Genomic DNA, 18,110 nt, shown 5'->3' on the forward strand with positions numbered 1-18,110 from the left:
CTAGACTGGGCTCATCCGGTAACCACCGGCCCCTGAAAGGAGAGACACCATGCGCAAGACCCTTATCGCCCTGATGTTCGCCGCCGCCCTGCCGACCGTGGCCATGGCCATGCCTGAAGGCGGCCCGCGTCACGACGGCCCGCATCATCGCGGTGACGCGCCTTTCGCCCAACTGGACCTGAGCCGCGACCAGCGCCAGCAGATCGGCAAGCTGATGGGCGAGCAGATGCAGCAACGCCGCGACATCACCGAGCGCTACATGAACAAACTGCCAGCTGCCGAGCAGAAGGCCATGAAGGACGAAATCAAGGCCAGCCACGACAAGACCGAAGGCCAGATCCGCGCCCTGCTCAAGCCGGACCAGCAGAAGAAGTTCGACGAACTGCAGAAGGAACGCGCCGCGCGCAAAGCCGAGTGGCAAGAGTTCCAGGCCTGGAAGGCTGAAAAAGGCACCAAGGCCCAGTAAGCTGTCCACCCCATGCCCGGCCCGCGCCCTCGCGGGCCGGGCTTTTGCCATTTTGCGGAGGTGCTCGTCTTGCGTTCACTGTTCTGGCGCATCCTGGCCAGCTTCTGGCTGGCCATCGCCCTGGTCGCCGGCCTGTCGATCCTGCTCGGCCACATGCTCAACCAGGACACCTGGATCCTCAGCCGCCACCCCGGCCTGAACACCCTGGCCAGCCGCTGGGTGCAGCATTACGAGCAGGAAGGCCTGGAGTCGTCGCAACGCTTCCTCGAGCGGCGCAAGCAACGCTACAAGATCGACGTGCAAGTGCTCGACGACAGTGGCGATGCCGTGGTGCCCGGTACCTTCCCGCGCCGCGCTGCCGCTTTCGAGGCGCGCCAGCACAACGACGAACGCCGCCTGCCCTGGCGCCGCCTGACCGAGGAATACACCAGCCCCACCAGCGGCGAAACCTATCTGCTGATCTACCGTATCCCCCACCCGGAACTGGCCGCCTGGCACCGCGAAAGCCTGATCTGGCCGCTCAGCGCGCTGGGCATCGCGCTGGTGGTGCTGACCCTGTTCAGCCTGTTGGTGACCCTGTCGATCACCCGCCCGCTGAGCCGTCTGCGCGGCGCGGTGCATGACCTGGGGCAGACCAGCTACCAACAGAACAGCCTGGCGCGCCTGGCCGTGCGCCGCGACGAGTTCGGCGTACTGGCCAACGACTTCAACAAGATGGGCGCACGCCTGCAGAGCCTGATCGGCAGCCAGCGCCAGTTGCTGCGCGATGTGTCACACGAATTGCGCTCGCCCCTGGCGCGCCTGCGCGTCGCCCTTGCCCTGGCCGAACGCGCCGGGCCCGAACAGCGCCAGGCCCTGTGGCCACGACTGACCCGTGAATGCGACCGCCTGGAAGACCTGATCAGTGAAATCCTGGTGCTGGCCCGGGTCGATGCCGAGCAGGCGCATGCCGAGCCCGTGGACCTCAATGCCGTGCTGGGTGGCGTGCGTAAAGACGCCCAGTTGGCGGCGCCGGATCAGGAAGTGCGCCTGCAGATGCAGCCAGGGCTGACCCTGCAAGGCTGGCCGACCTTGATCGAGCGAGCGGCGGACAACCTGCTGCGCAATGCCCTGCGCTTCAACCCGCAGGGGCAACCGATCGAAATCGATGCCCACCGTGAACAGGAGCGTATTGTCGTGAGCGTGCGTGACCATGGGCCGGGGGTGGCAGAAGAACATCTGGCGCAGTTGGGCGAGCCGTTCTTCCGCGCCCCGGGGCAGGAAGCACCGGGGCATGGGTTGGGGCTGGCGATCGCGCGCAAGGCGGCGGAGCGTCATGGCGGCAGCCTGACGCTGGCGAATCATCCGCAGGGTGGGTTTGTGGCGACGCTGGCGTTGCCCTGTGAAGTCAACGCTGGCTGACATACCCCTGAGCGGCCATGCAGCTTTTCGCGGGTAAACCCGCTCCCACAGGACTGCGCCATTCTCAACGCGCGCGCGATCCTGTGGGAGCGGGTTTACCCGCGAAGGGCCGCAAAGCGGCCCCCCGCTCAATCACTCACCCCAGGCGCTGACGTACTCGGCGGTTTCCAGGATCGGCGCGGTGCGTGGCTCGGCCATAGGCGTGCCGACGTACAGGTAGCCGATCAGTTCTTCATTCTCGGTCAGCCCAAGGCCCTTGTGCACATGGGCATCGAAGGCCATGTCGCCGGTGCGCCATACCGCGCCGATCCCCTGGGCATGCGCCGCAATCAGGATCCCGTGGGCCGCACAACCGGCGGCCAGGCGCTGCTCGATCTTCGGCACCTTGAAGTGATCCTGAAGTTTGGCGATCACCACGATCAACAGCGGCGCGCGCAGCGGCATGGCCCGGGCCTTGTCCAACGCAGCCTGGGAGGCATCACCCTTGGCCTGTACCGCCTCGGCGAACAGCTCGCCGAGCTTCTCGCGGCCCTGCCCTTCGATGGTCAGGAAACGCCAGGGCCGCAGCTGGCCATGGTCCGGCGCACGCAGCGCCGCCTGGAACAGGGCCTCGCGCTGTGCGGCGTTGGGCGCGGGCTCCGTCAGGCGTGGCACGGATACACGGTTGAGCAATGCGTCGAGAGCCTCCATCGGCTTCCCTCCTGGCAAGTTGAAAGTGCCGCCATTCTGCACCAACCGCAAGGCAACGTGGGAGCGGGCTTGCCCCGCGATGCATTCCAGCTCGATGCCATCGCGGGGCAAGCCCGCTCCCACGCATCAACTGATCGTACGTTTACAAGACACGGTCCACAGGTAGAATGGCGCCCTTTCCGTTGCGAGTCAGGGCAGATCACATGGCGTTGCCGACCTTAAGGATCATTGGTTTCATCATCGGCATCTTCCTGATCACCCTGGCGGTGAGCATGGTGGTGCCCATGGCGACCCTGGTGGTCTTCGAACGCACCGGCGACATGCCGTCGTTCCTCTGGTCGAGCCTGATCACCTTCATCGCCGGCCTCGGCCTGGTGGTGCCCGGCCGCCCCGAGCACGTGCACCTGCGCCCGCGCGACATGTACCTGCTGACCGTCAGCAGCTGGCTGGTGGTGTGCGTGTTCGCCGCCCTGCCGTTCCTGCTCACCCAGCACATCAGCTATACCGACGCCTTCTTCGAGAGCATGTCGGGCATTACCGCCACCGGCGCCACGGTGCTCAGCGGGCTGGACAACATGTCGCCCGGCATCCTGATGTGGCGCTCGATGCTGCACTGGCTGGGTGGCATCGGCTTCATCGGCATGGCGGTGGCGATCCTGCCGCTGCTGCGCATCGGTGGCATGCGCCTGTTCCAGACCGAGTCGTCCGACCGCTCGGAGAAGGTCATGCCGCGCTCGCACATGGTCGCCAAGTCGATCGTCGGGGTTTATGTCGGCATCACGGTGTTCGGCAGCCTGGCGTTCTGGTGGGCGGGCATGGGCCTGTTCGATGCGATCAACCACGCCATGTCGGCGATCTCCACCGGCGGGTTCTCCACCTCCGACCAGTCGCTGGCCAAGTGGGACATCCCGGCGGTGCACTGGGTCGCGGTGGTGGTGATGATCCTCGGCAGCTTGCCGTTCACCCTCTACGTGGCCACCTTGCGCGGCCACCGCAAGGCGCTGATCAAGGACCAGCAGGTCCAGGGCCTGCTCGGCATGCTGGTGGCCACCTGGCTGGTGCTGGGCACCTGGTATTGGGCCACCACCGAGCTGCACTGGCTCGATGCCTTGCGCCACGTGGCACTGAACGTCACCTCGGTGGTCACCACCACCGGTTTCGCCCTGGGCGACTACAGCCTGTGGGGTAATTTCTCGCTGATGCTGTTCTTCTACCTGGGCTTCGTCGGCGGCTGTTCGGGCTCGACCGCCGGTGGCATCAAGATCTTCCGTTTCCAGGTGGCCTATATCCTGCTCAAGGCCAACCTCAACCAGCTGATCCACCCGCGCGCGGTGATCAAGCAGAAGTACAACGGCCACCGCCTCGACGAAGAGATCGTGCGTTCGATCCTGACCTTCTCGTTCTTCTTCGCCATCACCATCTGCATCATCGCCCTGCTGCTGTCGCTGCTGGGCGTCGACTGGATGACCGCGCTGACCGGTGCCGCGGGCACCGTCTCGGGAGTCGGGCCGGGCCTGGGCGAGGTGATCGGCCCGGCCGGCAACTACGCCACCTTGCCGGATGCCGCCAAGTGGATCCTGGCCGGCGGCATGTTGCTGGGCCGGCTGGAGATCATCACGGTGCTGGTGTTGTGCATGCCAGCGTTCTGGCGTCACTGAGGGTCAAGCGCGCGCGGTACTCGCTGGGGGTGGCATCGAACCAGCGGCGGAATGCCCGGTAGAAGTTGCTCGGGTCGGCAAACCCCAGCAGGTAGGCGGTTTCCAGCAAGGTGGTACCCGGCTGGGCGAGGTACTGCTCGGCGAGTTCACGACGGGTGTCGTCGAGCAGGGTCTGGAAGCTGGTGCCCTCGTCCTGCAGGCGCCGCTGCAGAGTGCGCTGGGACAGGTGCAGGGCCTGGGCCACGGTGTCACGCTTGGGCTCGCCTTGCGGCAGGATGCGGCACAGCACCTGGCGCACACGGTGGGTGACCCGGCTCTCCGAAAATCGCGCCAGGTATTCGCCGGCAAAACGATCATGCAGTATGGCCATGGCTTCGTTGGCGGTGGGCAAAGGCGCCTCCATGTCGGCGCGCTCGAACACCAGCGCATCATGGGGCGCGCCGAATACCAGTGGTGCGTGGAACGCCACCTTGTATGGCTCGACATTTTTCGGCTGCGGGCCCTGGATCAGTACCCGACGCGGCTGGATCGGCCGCCCGCTGAGCCAGGTCGACAGCGCCAGGGCGCACGCCAGCGAGGCTTCCGCACTGTGCCGGGTGGGTGGCAGGTGGTCGCCGTGCACGGTCAGGATCAGCGAATAACCTTCCGGCCCGAGGCGGAAGCTCAGGTCCGAGCTTTCGGCAATGATCCGCTGGTAACGCACCAGGCGCTCGAAACCTTCGGCCAGGGTGCGGCTGGACATCAGCGCATAACCGACCACATGAAACGAAGCCGGGCGCACCACCCGGGCCATGTTCAGGCCGATGGCTTCATTGCCGGACAGCTCGACCGCCAGTTGCCACAACCGGGTCATGGCGTCCTGGGGGAAGCGCGCATCGGGATCTTCGAGGGCGGCAAAATCAAGTCCCAGTTGCCTGAACATGGCCGGGCAGTCGAGCCCCTCCAGCTCAAGCGCCTTGACGATCCCTGATGCCCAGCTGGCTGAAGTGGTTCTCTCACTCATGACAGGCTTCTTGTGCTGACCGCTCCTGCGGTGAATCGAAAGGATACTCAATTGGCGCCAATTGTCACTGGCCAGCGCATCAGCTGACTCTAGACTCGATTCAGGCTCCACGCCGTGTATCCTGTCTTCAACAGCAGCTTCGGTAGCACAGCCATGACCAGCACAGCGCAGTTCCGCAGTTTTGCCGAGTTCTATCCCTATTATCTGGGCGAGCACAGCAACCCCACTTGCCGCCGCCTGCACTTCGTCGGTACCAGCCTGGTGATCGCCCTGCTCGCCTACACCCTCGCCAGCGGCAAGTGGCTGCTGCTGCTCGCCGTGCCTCTGGCCGGCTACGGTTTCGCCTGGGCCGGCCACTTCTTCTTCGAAAAAAATCGCCCAGCCACCTTCACCCACCCCTGGTACAGCCTGATCGGCGACTTCGCCATGTTTCGCGACATTCTTCTGGGCCGGCTCAGCCTCTGATTGCAAGTTTCGGCCTCATCGCCGGCAAGCCGGCTCCCGCAGGAGTGCGCGCGATCGAAGTGGGAGCTGGCTTGCCAGCGATAAAGCCAGCACGATTCACGCCGGTTCGCCAAGCTCCGCCAACCGCTGCGCCACCTCGCGCGCCTGGGCATCGGCGAAGCGGTACAGCTCGATCTGCCCGTCCCAATGCTCGATCAGCGCCGTGCACGACTCCACCCAGTCACCGCAGTTGAGGTATTCCACCTCGCCGACCATGCGTATCTCGGCATGGTGTATATGCCCGCAGACCACGCCCTGGAAGCCTCGCCGGGTGCACTCGTGGGCAATCGCATCCTCGAAATCGCTGATGAAGCTCACCGCGCCCTTGACCTTGTGCTTGAGGTAGGCAGACAGCGACCAGTAACCATAGCCGTAGCGGGCGCGCCAGTGGTTGAGCCAGCGGTTGAGCACCAGGGTGAATTCGTAGGCGCGGTCGCCCAGGAACGCCAGCCAGCGGTGATAGCGGGTGATCACGTCGAACTGGTCGCCGTGGATCACCAGCAGGCGACGGCCATCGGCGGTGAGGTGTTCGGCTTCGTCCACCAACTGGATATTGCCGAGGATCAGTTTGGAATAGCGGCGCAGGAACTCGTCATGGTTGCCGGTGACGTAGATGACTTCGGTACCGCGCTTGCTCATGGTCAGCAGGCGGCGAATGACGTTGGTGTGCGCCTGGGGCCAATAGATGCCGCCGCGCAGCTTCCAGCCATCGATGATGTCGCCGACCAGGTAGATGCGGTCGGCCTGATACCCCTTGAGAAAGTGCGACAGATGTTCGGCCTGGCAATCCCGGGTGCCCAAGTGCACGTCGGAGATCCACAGGGTACGTACACGCTGCTTGCGTGACGGGCGGACGGTTTCGGCATGGGTCATGGGCAGGCTCCGGCACAGTTTGCTGGAGACTGGCAGGCACAGGTGACAGGTTGGTGGCAGGCCGATGACGACTGATCGCACCTTGCCGGGTGTACACTCTTGCCCTGCCCTACGAGGACCCACCATGACCACCGGCCCGCTGCTCTCGCTGCGTCACTACCGTGACGAGTTGATCGCCCACAGCCACGAGCACCCGCAACTGGTGTTCGGCCTGCGCGGGCGGCTGGACTTCGAGGTGCAGGGCCAGGGTGCGCGGGTTGATCGCCAGGCCCTGATGGTGGTGCCTGCCGGCGCCCACCATACCTGCGGCAGCGCCGCCGGCAGTCACTGCCTGGTGCTGGATGTGCCGGGCGAGCATTGGCTCGGCGAACAGTTGGGGGCGCATGCCGATGCCAGCCGCCGCCTGCTCGATCGCCCCGGTGCGCTGGGCCTGGACAACCGCCAGCAGCAGTTGGTGGACTGGCTGGCGACCAGCCCGATGGACGACCCATTGATCGCCCGCCAGGGAGCGGTGCTGTTGCTGGCCAGCCTCAACCCGCAGGCCGCCGCGCCGATAGCCGCCAGCACTCGCCTGCCCTATGCAGCCTTCGACGCCCATATCGACCAGCACGCCGCCTACCCACTGCAGGTCGCTGACCTGGCGCGGCTGGCCGGGCTGTCCAGCGCTCGGCTGCATGCGCGGTTCAGTGCGGAATGCGGCATGACGCCGATGGACTACATCCGCCAGCGACGGCTGCTCATGGCCCGGCAGTTGTTGCGCGAGTCCCTGCTGCCAGTGGGCGAGATCGCCGCGCGGGTGGGATACGAGTCCCAGAGTGCCTTCAGTGCGGCGGTGATGCGGGCATTTGGCTGTACACCCTCGGCGTTGCGGCGCGAGCCCGGCGATAACTGACGCGAGATGCGCGACAGACACCGGCGAACCGGCCTTTTACACTGGGCGCCTGTACCGACCCTATTGCGGGGCAAGCCCGCTCCCACAGTGGAACCTGCCTTTAGCGCGGGAGCGGGCTTGCCCCGCGATAGGGCCAGTGATGAAGCGCAAACAACCCAAGGACCACCATGAACCACCGCACCGCCCTCGGCGCCCTGCACATCGGCGCGCTGTTCTTCGGCCTGACCGGCGTGTTCGGCAAACTGGCCGCCAGTGCCAGCCCGTCGATCATCGTCTTCGGCCGCGCCGCCTTCGCCGTGCTCGCCCTGGGCCTGTTCGCCAGCCTGGCACGTCAGGCCTGGCAGCCTTTGGGCGGGCGCGACCTGCGCCGCCTGCTGCTGGGCGGCGTATTGTTGGCGGGGCACTGGGTGAGCTTCTTCGTCGCGGTCAAGGTCGCGGGCGTGGCCATCGCCACCTTGGGCTTTGCCAGCTTCCCGGCCTTCACGGTCATCCTCGAAGGCCTGTTGTTCCGTGAGCGTATCCGGCGCAACGAGGCCGTACTGGTGGTGCTGGTGAGCATCGGCCTGGTGCTGGTCACCCCAGATTTCGACCTGGCCAGCGAGGCCACCGGCGGGCTGCTCTGGGCGCTGCTTTCGGGGCTGCTGTTCTCGCTGCTGTCGCTGACTAACCGCGCAGGTTCCGGGCGCCTGCCGGCGGTACAGGCGGCGCTGTGGCAGAACCTGGTGGTCAGCCTGTGCCTGCTGCCCTTCGCCGCCCCGGGGCTGGCCAGCGTAGCGCCCATGGACTGGCTGTGGATCGCCCTGCTGGGGGTGTTCTGCACCGGCGTCGCCCACAGCCTGTTTGTCGCCAGCCTGGCCGTGATCAAGGCCCGCACCGCGGCGGTGGTGTTCGGCATGGAGCCGGTCTACGGCATCGCCGTGGCCTGGGTGGTGTTCGCCGAAACCCCCACCCTGCGCATGCTCGCCGGCGGCGCGCTGATCATCTTCGCCATCGTGCTGTCCAGCCGCATGGCCGCCGAGCAGCCGGTGAAACCGCGCGCCGTGGTGGAAAGCGCCTGATCAGCGATCGTTGTGGCCCAGGTCGCGCTCGGGGTCGATCAGGTCGCGTAGACGCTGCTTGAGCACCTTGGCTTCGGGGAAGCCGCCATCGGCCTTGCGCTCCCACAGCTGCACGCCGTCGCAAGTGATGCGGAACACGCCACCGGTACCTGGCGCCAACGCCACCTGGCCAAGCTCGTCGCCGAAGGTGCTGAGCAGTTCCTGGGCCAGCCAGGCGGCGCGCAGCAGCCATTGGCACTGCGTGCAGTAGGTAATGACGATCTGCGGTTTGCTGTCGGCCATGTCGGGCATCTCCAGAGGAAGGGCCGCTTATACTAGCGGTCTTTACCGCTGCTTTTGAGACTCACGATGCGCCGCCTGCTGTTATGCCTTTTGCTGACGCTCACCTCCCTCACCCTGTTCGCCGCCGAGCCTGCCAGGCCGAAGGTCGGCCTGGTGCTGTCGGGCGGCGCCGCCCGCGGTTTGGCGCACATCGGTGTGCTCAAGGCCCTGGAGGAACAAGGCGTGCGCATCGACGCCATCGCCGGTACCAGCATGGGCGCGGTGGTCGGCGGGCTGTACGCCTCGGGCTACAGCGTCGAGGAGCTGGAAAAACTGGCGACCACCCTGGACTGGCAGCAGGCGCTGTCCGACGCCCCGCCGCGCGAGGACATCCCGTTCCGCCGCAAGCAGGATGACCGCGACTTCCTGGTCAAGCAGAAGCTGAGCTTTCGCGACGATGGCAGCCTGGGCCTGCCGCTGGGGGTGATCCAGGGCCAGAACCTCTCGCTGCTGCTGGAGAGCAAGCTGGCGCACACCGCCGACATCCGCGACTTCGACAAGCTGCCCATTCCCTTCCGCGCCGTGGCCACCGACATCACCACCGGTGAAAAAGTGGTGTTCCGCCGCGGCCACCTGCCCCAGGTGGTCCGCGCCAGCATGTCGATCCCGGCGGTGTTCGCCCCGGTGGAACTGGACGGCCGGCTGCTGGTGGACGGCGGCATGACCGACAACATCCCGCTGGACGTGGTGCGCGAGATGGGTGTCGACATCGCCATCGTGGTCGACATCGGCACCCCGCTGCGCAACCGCAAGCAGCTGGCCACGGTGGTCGACGTGCTCAACCAGTCGATCACCCTGATGACCCGGCGCAACTCCGAGGAACAATTGGCCAGCCTGGCCCGCGACGACATCCTGGTGCAGCCGCCGCTGGCCAGCTTCGGCGTCACCGACTTCGGCCGCGCCCGCGACATGATCGACGCCGGCTACCGCGCCACTCGGGCCCTTGACCCGCGTCTGGCGGCGCTGCGCCAGGCCGAAGGTGATGCCGGTCTGGCGGTGGCCCGCTCACCCGGCCAGCGCACCCCGGTGATCACTGCGATCAAGGTGGAAAACGACTCCAAGGTCAGCGACGACGTGATCCGTTACTACATCCGCCAACCGATCGGCGAGCCGCTGCAACTCGATCGCCTGCAGACCGACATGGGCACCCTGTACGGCCTGGACTATTTCGACCAGGTGCAATACCGCGTGGTGCACAAGGGCGACGCCAACACCCTGGTGATCAAGGCCCGCGGCCGGCGCGGCGGCACCGACTACCTGCGCCTGGGCCTGAACCTGTCCGATGACCTGCGCGGCGACAGCGCCTTCAACCTGGGCGCCAGCTACCGGGTCAACGGCATCAACCGCCTGGGCGCCGAATGGCTGACCCGCGCCCAGATCGGCGACCAGCAGGAGCTGTACAGCGAGTTCTACCAGCCGCTGGACGTTGGCTCGCGCTACTTCATCGCCCCGTATCTGGACCTCGGTTCACAGAACGTCGAGGCCACGCTGGACAACGACCCGGTGGCCGAATACCGCCTGGAGCGCTACGGCTTTGGCCTGAACGTCGGGCGGCAGATCAGCACCTACGGCGAAGTGCGCCTGGGCGTGGGCAAGGCCTGGGGCCAGGCCGAGGTGCGCATCGGCGACCAGAGCCTGCCCAAGGTCAGCTTCAACGAGGGCTTCTACGAGCTCAAGTACTCGTACGACACCTTCGACAATGTCTACTTCCCCCATAGCGGCGAGGAAATCGGCCTGACCGCGCGCAAGTACGACCAATCGCTGGATTCGGACCAGGACTACCGGCAGTGGTTGTTCAACCTGGACAAGGCCTTCAGCAGCGGACCGAATACCTTGGTGCTGGGTGGGCGCTACGGGCGCACGCTGGATGATGCCGAAGTGGTGACATCGAGCTTCGTGTTCGGCGGCGCCCGGCAGCTGTCGGGCTTTCGCCAGGACTCGATTTCCGGGCAGAACATGAGCCTGCTGCGCATGGTCTATTACCGCCGCCTGACGCCACGCGCCTACCTGCCGCTGGACTTCCCGCTTTACGTGGGCGGGTCGCTGGAGAGAGGTCGGGCGTGGAACAACGACAATGAATTCGACAGTGGCTACATCAATGCCGCGAGCATCTTCCTCGGGCTGGAGACGCCGCTCGGCCCGCTCAACCTGAGCTATGGGGCCAACGATGCGAATGAGCAGGCGGTGTACCTGAATCTGGGGCACACCTTCTAGAACGCATCGCGGGGCAAGTCGCAGCGGCGCACCGCCGCTCCCACGCTGTGGACGCTGCGTGGGAGCGGGCTTGCCCCGCGATTTGGCTGCGACTCAGGACTTCTCGAGATTGCCGAGAATCTTGGCGTGTACCCGCATGCACACTTCCAGATCGGCTTCATCCACCCCGCTGAACAGCTCCACGCGCAAAGCATTGGCAATGGTCTCGATCTGATCGATCAGCGGTTTGGCCGGTGGGCACAGCACAATCTTCTTCGCCCGACGATCCTCCACCACCGCCTGACGCCGCACCAGGCCCTGGCTTTCCAGGCTGTCGAGCAGGCGGGCCAGGGTCGGGCCTTCGACCCCGACGCTCTGGGCCAGCTCACGCTGGGTTGGCGCATCGTCGAAACGCGCCAGGTGCAACAGCACCAACCAGCGCGCCTGGGAAAGATTGAGCCCGGCGAGGCGGCGGTCCAGTTCGGCACGCCAGCCCCGGGACATCTGGGCCAGCTGCATGCCGAAGCGGTGTTGGTTGTCGGTCAGGGGCATAAGCAACTCAATGAATAGAACTAATTATTAGTCAGCTAACCATGCCCCAGCCCATGAGGCAAGGTTCAGCGCTTGGGAAATATCCGATAATCCTGTAATCGCCTGACAAAGGTCAGCAAATGGCACAAATGCCAGCGATCACAAGCCGAACTCCGATGCCAGCGCCGCCCGCACGCAATACAACACGCCTTCGGGAACGCGTGGGCCGAACAGCGGCGCGACTGCCGAGACCGGCGGCAGCTCGCCCTCGCCATCGAGGAAGGCATCCTGCACCTCCATCATCAGCTCTTCGGGCAGGTCGAGCGCCTGCTCCAGGCTCAACTCCTGTCGGCCGATGGCTTCTGCCAACAGGCTGTAGACGTTCTTCTCGCTGCAGTTGAGCTGGCCAGCGATCTGCGCCGGGGTCATGCCGGCGCGGGCCAGGCTGACCAGCTCGTGGCGCAGGTCGAGCACCACTTTCGGTGCCTCCTCGGTGCCGCCGGCACCATTGAGCACTTCGAGGAAGGCCTGACCGTAGCGCTCCAGCTTGCGGGCGCCGACGCCGCTGACCTGGGCCATGTCGCTGAGGCTGGTGGGCATGCTGCGCAGCATTTCCAGCAGCGTCGAGTCGGGGAAGATGACGTAGGGCGGCACGCTGTGCTCTTCGGCCAGTTTGCGCCGCAGGGTGCGCAGCGCCTCCCACAGCCCGCGCTCCTCGGCCCGCACCAACTGGCTGGCCGGGCTGCCACCGCTGCTGCCGGACGACTTGGCCACGGTTTGTGGCTTGAGGTCGCGACGCAGCTGCAGGTTCACCTCGCCACGCAGCAGCGGCCGGCAGCTGTCGGACAGGCGCAGGCCGCCATAGCCTTCAAGATCGATGTCCACCAGGCCGCGGGCCACCAGCTGGCGGAACAGCGAGCGCCATTCGGCCTCGGCCAGCGCCTTGCCGACGCCGTATACCGAGAGTTTCTCGTGACCGAAGTTGCGCACCTTTTCGTTGTCCTTGCCCAGCAGCACGTCGACCAGATGGCCGACGCCATAACGCTGGCCTGTGCGGAACACCGCCGACAGTGCCTGGCGGGCAGGCTCGGTGGCGTCCCAGGTCTGGATCTGGTCTACGCAGTTGTCGCAGTGGCCACAGGGCTGCTCCAGCACTTCGTCGAAGTAGGCCAGCAGCGACTGGCGGCGGCAACGGGTCTCTTCGCACAGCGCCAGCATGGCGTCGAGCTTGTGCTGTTCGATGCGTTTGTGGCGCTCGTCGCCTTCGGAGTTCTGCAGCATCTGCTTGAGCATGACCATGTCCTGCAGGCCGTAGGCCATCCAGGCATCCGACGGCAGGCCATCACGGCCGGCACGGCCGGTTTCCTGGTAGTAGGCCTCGAGCGACTTGGGCAGGTCGAGGTGGGCGACGAAACGCACGTTGGGCTTGTCGATGCCCATGCCGAAGGCGATGGTGGCGACCATGATCAGCCCTTCCTCGTTGAGGAAGCGGTGCTGGTTGGCGGCGCGGGTTTCGGCTGCAAGGCCTGCGTGATAGGGCAATGCCGGGAAGCCCTGCTCGCAGAGGAAGGCCGCGGTTTCGTCGACTTTCTTGCGGGACAGGCAGTAGACGATGCCGGCGTTGCCACGGCGCTCGGCGAGGAAGGCCATCAGCTGCTTGCGCGGCGCTTCCTTGGGCACGATGCGGTAGAAGATGTTCGGCCGGTCGAAGCTCGACAGGAAGCGCTCGGCGCCCTGCAGGTGCAGGCGCTGGACGATTTCCTCACGGGTACGCATGTCGGCGGTGGCGGTGAGGGCGATGCGCGGCACATGGGGGAACAGCTCGGCGAGCTGGCCCAGTTGCAGGTATTCGGGGCGGAAGTCGTGGCCCCATTGCGATACGCAGTGGGCCTCATCGATGGCGAACAACGAGATGTCGAGGTCGCGCAGAAAATCCAGCATGCGCTGCTGTACCAGGCGCTCGGGCGCCAGGTAGAGCATCTTCACCTCGCCGCGGCGCAGGCGCCCGGCCAGTTCGCGCTGCTGCTCGGCACTGAGGGAGGAGTTGAGCGCCGCGGCGGCCACCCCCAATTCGTCGAGGGTGGCAACCTGGTCGGCCATCAGCGCGATCAGTGGCGAGACCACCACCGTCAGGCCCGGGCGCAGCAGCCCCGGCACCTGGAAGCACAGCGACTTGCCGCCGCCGGTGGGCATCAGCACCAGGGCGTCGCCGCCGTTGGCCACGCATTCGATGATCGCGGCCTGGCGCCCACGGAAACTGTCGTAACCGAAGACATCCTTGAGAACGCGCTGAGCCTGTTCGAGCATTTGCCACTCCAAAATCGCCGTACCATCCTGGACACAGGCTGGACGATAAATCCGCCAGGCACCGTACAAATGCGTAAGCGTTTTTTGCCGGATCGCCGCACAGGCCACCCAACACGAAAAGTGGCGGAGTATACCCGACTGGCTCAGCCCACGGCAGGCTGCGGTGACAGACGTTCCCTTTGCCCCGTTGACGCCGCAAGGTGCTAGAATTCGTTATCGTTTATTCCCCAAGGTAGCCCTGTAATGTCCTTCGCCGAGCAACTGACCCGCCTGCAAGCCTTCCTCGATGCCGATGAGCTGCACGAAGAAGCGCTGGACTACGTCGCCGCACACGGCTACCTGACCGCACTGTCGATCTGCTCGGAAGAGGTTCCCGAGCGCGAATGGATCGACGCGCTGTTCGCTGAAGAGCCCCACTACACCAGCGATGCCCAGCGCACCGAGATCGAAGCGACGCTGGTAGCCCTCAAGGCCCACATCGCTCGCCAGTTGGCCAGCGAAGAGGAATTCGACCTGCCGTGCGACCTCGACCTGACCGACGAGCCGGACGACTCGGACCTGCGCGGCTGGTGCATCGGTTTCATGGAGGGCGTGTTCCTGCGTGAAGAGGCCTGGTTCGACAGCTCCGAGGATGAAGTCAGCGAAATGCTCCTGCCGATCATGGTCGGCTCGGGCCTGTTCGACGAGCAGCCGGAGTTCGCCGACATCGCCAGCGATGCCAACCTGCAGGACGACATGATCGTGCAGATTCCCGAAGCGCTGAGCGCGCTGTTCCTGCTGCAGCACGCACCGGACGAAAAACCTGCCGTACTCAAACCACGCCGACACTGATCGGCGTGGTGCGCTACCTGCTGCTGGCCGTCGGCTGGCTCAGCGTCGCGCTGGGGGTGGCGGGGATCTTCCTGCCGGTACTGCCCACCACCCCTTTCCTGCTGCTCGCGGCGGCCTGTTTTGCCCGTAGCTCGCCGCGCTTTCACGCGTGGTTGGTGAACCACCCGAAACTCGGGCCGTGGATTCGCGACTACCTCAGCGGCGAGGGCATCCCGCTCAAAGGCAAGGTGTATGCGATCGGCCTGATGTGGGCGAGCATCGGCTTGTCGTGCTACCTGGTACCGCTGTTCTGGGCGCGGGCGTTCATGCTGACCAGCGCAGTGCTGGTCAGTGCCTGGATTCTCAAGCAGAAGACATTGCGCCGCGAAGGCTGACGCCCTCGCGGAGCAAGACCATCTACACCGTATCTACCTTCAACGAATGGTCATTGAGCATGCCGTTGATGATGGTCGCCGTATCATGCCCGGCCGCGATCAGCCCACCGGCACCTGCCGTGACCCCGTAATGCTGGGCCAGGTCGACACCGGCCAGTTCGATGGTCTGGGTCGGCGCCGCCCCCGCAACGCTGCTCACCTCGATGGTCGACACCACGTTGCTGCCCGTGCCGCTGACCTTGAAGTGCAGGTAGTCATCCAGCGAAGCGCTGGTGGCGTTCTCGCCCTGTAGCAACTGCGAGAGATCGAGGCGATCGGTGCCCGGGGTGAAATCGGTCACGGTGTCATGCCCGCTATCACCCTTCTGCCAGACGAAGGTGTCATTGCCACTGCCGCCGGTCAAGGTGTCATTACCAGGGCCGCCAATGAGCGTGTCGTTGCCACCGCCGCCCTTGAGCACATCATTGCCAGCGCCACCGTTGAGCACGTTGTCGTCGCCATTGCCGATCAAGGTGTCATTGTAATCTGAGCCGATCAGGTTCTCGATGCTGGTCAGGGTATCCACACCGGCGCCCCCGGTGCTCTGCGCACCGACGTTGCCCAGATCGACCACCACTCCGGCAGCGGCCTTGGCAAAACTGACCGTGTCGATGCCCTGCCCACCATCGAGCAAGTCATTGCCGGGCCCTGCGATCAGCAAGTCATTGCCGTCGCCGCCATGCAGGCTGTCATTACCGGCACCGGCCACCAACACGTCATTGCCGGCCCCGCCGTTCAGCGTATTGTCGCCAGCCCCGGCGAGCAGCACATCGTCCCCTCCCGTGCCCTCTAGGACATGACCTGCCTGATAGGTGATATCGACGTTGCCGGTCGCCGTGCCGCCATGGTTGTCGCTGACACTGTAGGTGTCATGGACCACGGGGTTGCTGGCGTTGCTGTAGTCCACCAGCAGGCTCAGCTTGTAGTTCTCGGCGGCCTTGCTGCTACCCAGGGCGTTCTCGGTGTTGACCAGGTGAATGCTGTACACCCCGTCATGGCTGGCCGTGAAACTCTGGCCATCGGCAATCGGCTGGTAACTGCCCGTGGCGTCCTTCCACTCCATCAGCAGGTTGCCGGCCGGGCGGTCATGATCGAGGGTGAGGGTTTCGCCCTTGCGCAGGGTGACGGTGAAGGTGTCCTCGTCGTTGGCGTTGCTGTTGCTGATCAGCCCGAGGTAGCCCGCCACCACCAGCGCCGCGGTCATGCTGCCCGACTGGCTGGTGAACTCGCTGCGTGCCAGGCTGCGGAACTGGTTCTCGGCGCGGTCCTTGGTGCCGTCCATGTACAGGGTCTGCGCCTGGACGCCCGGGGTGAAGCCTGCGCCTTTGTCGGCGAAGCCGGTGTCGAAGGTGATCGGCGCCGCGCTCAGCCGATCGTGGTCCGCATCGCTGTCGTTGGCCAGCAGCGCTTCGGCCGGCACGCTGATGCTGGGACCGCTGATATTGGTGATGATGTGGTCGGCAGCGGCGATCGGTGCATGGTTGCCGTTGATGTTCACCGTCAGGGTGGCGGTGCTGGTATCACCGTCGTTGTCGCTGGCCGTGAAGGTGAACTTCTCCACCTGGCCGCCGTTATCCTTGGGTGGCGTGTAGGTGAATTCACCGTTGTCCATGTTCACCAGCAGGGTGCCGCCCAGGCTGGTCTTGATGGTGAGGCTGTTGCTGAGGGTATCGAACGACGCCTTGTCCACCCCGCCACTGACCGTGTAACCGCCCTGCCCGCCGTTGGCTTTCGGGTCGAAGCCATAGGTGGTGCCGTCCACCATCAGGGCTTTGATGAAGCCACCATCGGCACCGAAGTCGCCGCCACTCATCAGGCTGCCGGTGATCGGTGCGCCCTGCACCGTGCCCGAGAGCACCGCGCCGAGCTGGTTGAGGTCGGTGACCACCACCGACTGGGTATCGACATGGCTGCTGCCATCGTAGGCCAGCGGGTCGAGATTGCCCTCGTTGACGCCATTGCCCATACCGATGGCGTAGGACTTGATGCCGTTCTGGTCGAGGAACGTCTCCCACGTGGTTTCACGCGTGGAGGTCATGCCGTGGCCCGAGCTCGGCTCACCGTCCGAGAAGAAGTAACTGACATTCTGTGCACCGTCGAGCTTGCCGCTGGTGGCGAACGCCTGCTGGGCCTTGGTGGCTGCCGAGTCGTAGTAGGTCGCGCCGTCGGCGTGGAGCCCGGCGATCAGGTTCTTGGCCTCGCCAATCGACACCCATGTCTGCGCCTGCTGGGTGGCACCGCTGGAGAAGGTGACAATCTGCACCTTGATGTCGCCCATCGCGTCGTACTTGTCCAACAGCGTGTTGATCGCCTGCTTGGCCAGGTCCAGCCGGCTCAGGCCATTCACGCCGGAATCCCAGGCCATGCTGCCGGAGACATCGATCACCAGCAGGATGTTGGAGTCCACCTGGCCGGGGGTGATGCTGCGCACTGCGCACTCGGCCTTGGGCACGTCGTCGACGATGTTGATGGCAATGGTGCTGGTGACGCTGTTGCCCTGCGCGTCGGTGGCCTTGTAAGTGAAGTGTTCCACCACCGTGTTGGCACCATCGTTGGCGCCGCCTGGGGTTTTCGGTGCAGAGGTCAGGGTATAGGTGTAGGAACCGTCAGCCTTGAGCAGAAGCTGCCCGTATTGTCCTGTCGCATTGCTTTCCAGGCTGTAGGTCAAGGCGCCGGAGCCGCCGGTGACCGACCCGACCAGGCTGCCGGACGCCGTCTCGCCGGTCGACCCTGGGTCGCTGCCCACGACGCTGCCGGCCGCGAGGTCATTGCCGTCCTTATGCAGGTCCAGCGCCTTTTCATACACAGTGACGTCGTTGTCCTCGGACGCCATCAGCTTGCTGTCCAACACCTTGACCGAGATGGTCGTGGTGCTCTCGTCGCCGTCGGCGTCACGGATGGTGTAGACGAAGGTGTCCGTCGCCCATGGCGGCAGGTCCTGGTTGGGGTTGGCGTGGTAGGTGGCGTTG

At 65.3% G+C, this 18,110-nt stretch carries 16 protein-coding genes; 9 read left to right on the plus strand and 7 right to left on the minus strand.

The features are described from left to right. The first annotated feature begins 49 nt into the window (after positions 1 to 49). Both F6X61_RS17400 and F6X61_RS17405 read left to right on the plus strand, forming a co-directional pair. On the plus strand, positions 50 to 466 hold the full coding sequence (locus F6X61_RS17400; protein WP_110991940.1) for a Spy/CpxP family protein refolding chaperone: 417 nt from the start codon (positions 50 to 52) through the stop codon (positions 464 to 466). Positions 467 to 478: 12 nt separating this feature from the next. After that, complete coding sequence (locus tag F6X61_RS17405; protein WP_153787652.1) at positions 479 to 1,867, plus strand: HAMP domain-containing sensor histidine kinase; 1,389 nt, start codon at positions 479 to 481, stop codon at positions 1,865 to 1,867. Between the two features lie 132 nt (positions 1,868 to 1,999). On the opposite strand, the gene F6X61_RS17410 is transcribed toward F6X61_RS17405, so the two are convergent. Next, positions 2,000 to 2,557, minus strand: coding sequence for an NAD(P)H nitroreductase (locus tag F6X61_RS17410; RefSeq protein ID WP_153787653.1), 558 nt, complete (start codon positions 2,555 to 2,557; stop codon positions 2,000 to 2,002). A gap of 203 nt (positions 2,558 to 2,760) precedes the next feature. Here F6X61_RS17410 and F6X61_RS17415 point away from each other — a divergent pair, with 203 nt between their 5' ends. Next, complete coding sequence (locus tag F6X61_RS17415; RefSeq protein ID WP_153787654.1) at positions 2,761 to 4,215, plus strand: TrkH family potassium uptake protein; 1,455 nt, start codon at positions 2,761 to 2,763, stop codon at positions 4,213 to 4,215. Here the strand turns inward: F6X61_RS17415 and F6X61_RS17420 are convergent. Then, positions 4,172 to 5,218, minus strand: coding sequence for an AraC family transcriptional regulator (locus F6X61_RS17420; protein ID WP_153787655.1), 1,047 nt, complete (start codon positions 5,216 to 5,218; stop codon positions 4,172 to 4,174). The two genes, F6X61_RS17415 and F6X61_RS17420, sit on opposite strands and share 44 nt — an antisense overlap. A gap of 153 nt (positions 5,219 to 5,371) precedes the next feature. Between F6X61_RS17420 and F6X61_RS17425 the strand changes: the two genes are divergently transcribed. Next, positions 5,372 to 5,683 carry a DUF962 domain-containing protein gene (locus F6X61_RS17425; protein ID WP_125465053.1) on the plus strand — a complete coding sequence of 104 codons (312 nt, stop codon included), beginning with the start codon at positions 5,372 to 5,374 and terminating at the stop codon, positions 5,681 to 5,683. A 96-nt stretch (positions 5,684 to 5,779) separates the two neighbouring features. On the opposite strand, the gene F6X61_RS17430 is transcribed toward F6X61_RS17425, so the two are convergent. After that, positions 5,780 to 6,595 (minus strand): UDP-2,3-diacylglucosamine diphosphatase, encoded by an 816-nt coding sequence (locus tag F6X61_RS17430; protein WP_153787656.1) that lies wholly within the window; start codon positions 6,593 to 6,595, stop codon positions 5,780 to 5,782. A gap of 124 nt (positions 6,596 to 6,719) precedes the next feature. Here F6X61_RS17430 and F6X61_RS17435 point away from each other — a divergent pair, with 124 nt between their 5' ends. After that, a complete protein-coding gene (locus F6X61_RS17435) occupies positions 6,720 to 7,487 on the plus strand; it encodes an AraC family transcriptional regulator (protein ID WP_153787657.1) in 768 nt (255 codons plus the stop codon). A gap of 167 nt (positions 7,488 to 7,654) precedes the next feature. After that, the gene (locus F6X61_RS17440) at positions 7,655 to 8,545 is read left to right on the plus strand and encodes a DMT family transporter (protein ID WP_153787658.1); all 891 of its coding nucleotides are present in this window, start codon (positions 7,655 to 7,657) and stop codon (positions 8,543 to 8,545) included. Here the strand turns inward: F6X61_RS17440 and F6X61_RS17445 are convergent, their stop codons facing one another. Next, positions 8,546 to 8,827 carry a SelT/SelW/SelH family protein gene (locus F6X61_RS17445; RefSeq protein WP_153787659.1) on the minus strand — a complete coding sequence of 94 codons (282 nt, stop codon included), beginning with the start codon at positions 8,825 to 8,827 and terminating at the stop codon, positions 8,546 to 8,548. A gap of 66 nt (positions 8,828 to 8,893) precedes the next feature. Here F6X61_RS17445 and F6X61_RS17450 point away from each other — a divergent pair, with 66 nt between their 5' ends. Further along, entirely contained in the window at positions 8,894 to 11,080 is a 2,187-nt protein-coding gene (locus F6X61_RS17450) for a patatin-like phospholipase family protein (RefSeq protein WP_153787660.1), read from the plus strand. Positions 11,081 to 11,173: 93 nt separating this feature from the next. On the opposite strand, the gene F6X61_RS17455 is transcribed toward F6X61_RS17450, so the two are convergent. Together F6X61_RS17455 and recQ are read right to left on the minus strand one after the other, a co-directional pair. Continuing rightward, on the minus strand, positions 11,174 to 11,611 hold the full coding sequence (locus F6X61_RS17455) for a MarR family transcriptional regulator (protein WP_153787661.1): 438 nt from the start codon (positions 11,609 to 11,611) through the stop codon (positions 11,174 to 11,176). A gap of 138 nt (positions 11,612 to 11,749) precedes the next feature. Further along, on the minus strand, positions 11,750 to 13,897 hold the full coding sequence (gene recQ, locus F6X61_RS17460; protein ID WP_153787662.1) for a DNA helicase RecQ: 2,148 nt from the start codon (positions 13,895 to 13,897) through the stop codon (positions 11,750 to 11,752). Positions 13,898 to 14,140: 243 nt separating this feature from the next. On the opposite strand from recQ, the gene F6X61_RS17465 reads away from it, so the two are divergent. Together F6X61_RS17465 and F6X61_RS17470 are read left to right on the plus strand one after the other, a co-directional pair. Further along, positions 14,141 to 14,728, plus strand: coding sequence for a YecA family protein (locus F6X61_RS17465; RefSeq protein WP_153787663.1), 588 nt, complete (start codon positions 14,141 to 14,143; stop codon positions 14,726 to 14,728). Beyond that, entirely contained in the window at positions 14,725 to 15,102 is a 378-nt protein-coding gene (locus F6X61_RS17470) for a YbaN family protein (protein WP_371923719.1), read from the plus strand. Before F6X61_RS17465 ends, F6X61_RS17470 begins: the two co-directional genes overlap by 4 nt. Before the next feature lie 22 nt (positions 15,103 to 15,124). Here F6X61_RS17470 and F6X61_RS17475 read toward each other — a convergent pair. Continuing rightward, positions 15,125 to 18,110: type I secretion C-terminal target domain-containing protein (locus F6X61_RS17475; RefSeq protein ID WP_153787665.1), on the minus strand; the 2,986-nt coding region annotated here is incomplete at its 5' end.

The sequence above is a fragment of the Pseudomonas sp. EMN2 genome (genome assembly GCF_009650555.1).
Taxonomy (GTDB): Bacteria; Pseudomonadota; Gammaproteobacteria; order Pseudomonadales; family Pseudomonadaceae; genus Aquipseudomonas; species Aquipseudomonas sichuanensis.

Excerpts from the sequence above, each read along its gene's own strand:
- F6X61_RS17400 (WP_110991940.1), top strand. The coding sequence starts at position 50 with ATGCGCAAGACCCTTATCGCCCTGATGTTCGCCGCCGCCCTGCCGACC.
- F6X61_RS17405 (WP_153787652.1), top strand. The coding sequence starts at position 479 with ATGCCCGGCCCGCGCCCTCGCGGGCCGGGCTTTTGCCATTTTGCGGAG.
- F6X61_RS17410 (WP_153787653.1), bottom strand. The coding sequence starts at position 2,557 with ATGGAGGCTCTCGACGCATTGCTCAACCGTGTATCCGTGCCACGCCTG.
- F6X61_RS17415 (WP_153787654.1), top strand. The coding sequence starts at position 2,761 with ATGGCGTTGCCGACCTTAAGGATCATTGGTTTCATCATCGGCATCTTC.
- F6X61_RS17420 (WP_153787655.1), bottom strand. The coding sequence starts at position 5,218 with ATGAGTGAGAGAACCACTTCAGCCAGCTGGGCATCAGGGATCGTCAAG.
- F6X61_RS17425 (WP_125465053.1), top strand. The coding sequence starts at position 5,372 with ATGACCAGCACAGCGCAGTTCCGCAGTTTTGCCGAGTTCTATCCCTAT.
- F6X61_RS17430 (WP_153787656.1), bottom strand. The coding sequence starts at position 6,595 with ATGACCCATGCCGAAACCGTCCGCCCGTCACGCAAGCAGCGTGTACGT.
- F6X61_RS17435 (WP_153787657.1), top strand. The coding sequence starts at position 6,720 with ATGACCACCGGCCCGCTGCTCTCGCTGCGTCACTACCGTGACGAGTTG.
- F6X61_RS17440 (WP_153787658.1), top strand. The coding sequence starts at position 7,655 with ATGAACCACCGCACCGCCCTCGGCGCCCTGCACATCGGCGCGCTGTTC.
- F6X61_RS17445 (WP_153787659.1), bottom strand. The coding sequence starts at position 8,827 with ATGGCCGACAGCAAACCGCAGATCGTCATTACCTACTGCACGCAGTGC.
- F6X61_RS17450 (WP_153787660.1), top strand. The coding sequence starts at position 8,894 with ATGCGCCGCCTGCTGTTATGCCTTTTGCTGACGCTCACCTCCCTCACC.
- F6X61_RS17455 (WP_153787661.1), bottom strand. The coding sequence starts at position 11,611 with ATGCCCCTGACCGACAACCAACACCGCTTCGGCATGCAGCTGGCCCAG.
- recQ (WP_153787662.1), bottom strand. The coding sequence starts at position 13,897 with ATGCTCGAACAGGCTCAGCGCGTTCTCAAGGATGTCTTCGGTTACGAC.
- F6X61_RS17465 (WP_153787663.1), top strand. The coding sequence starts at position 14,141 with ATGTCCTTCGCCGAGCAACTGACCCGCCTGCAAGCCTTCCTCGATGCC.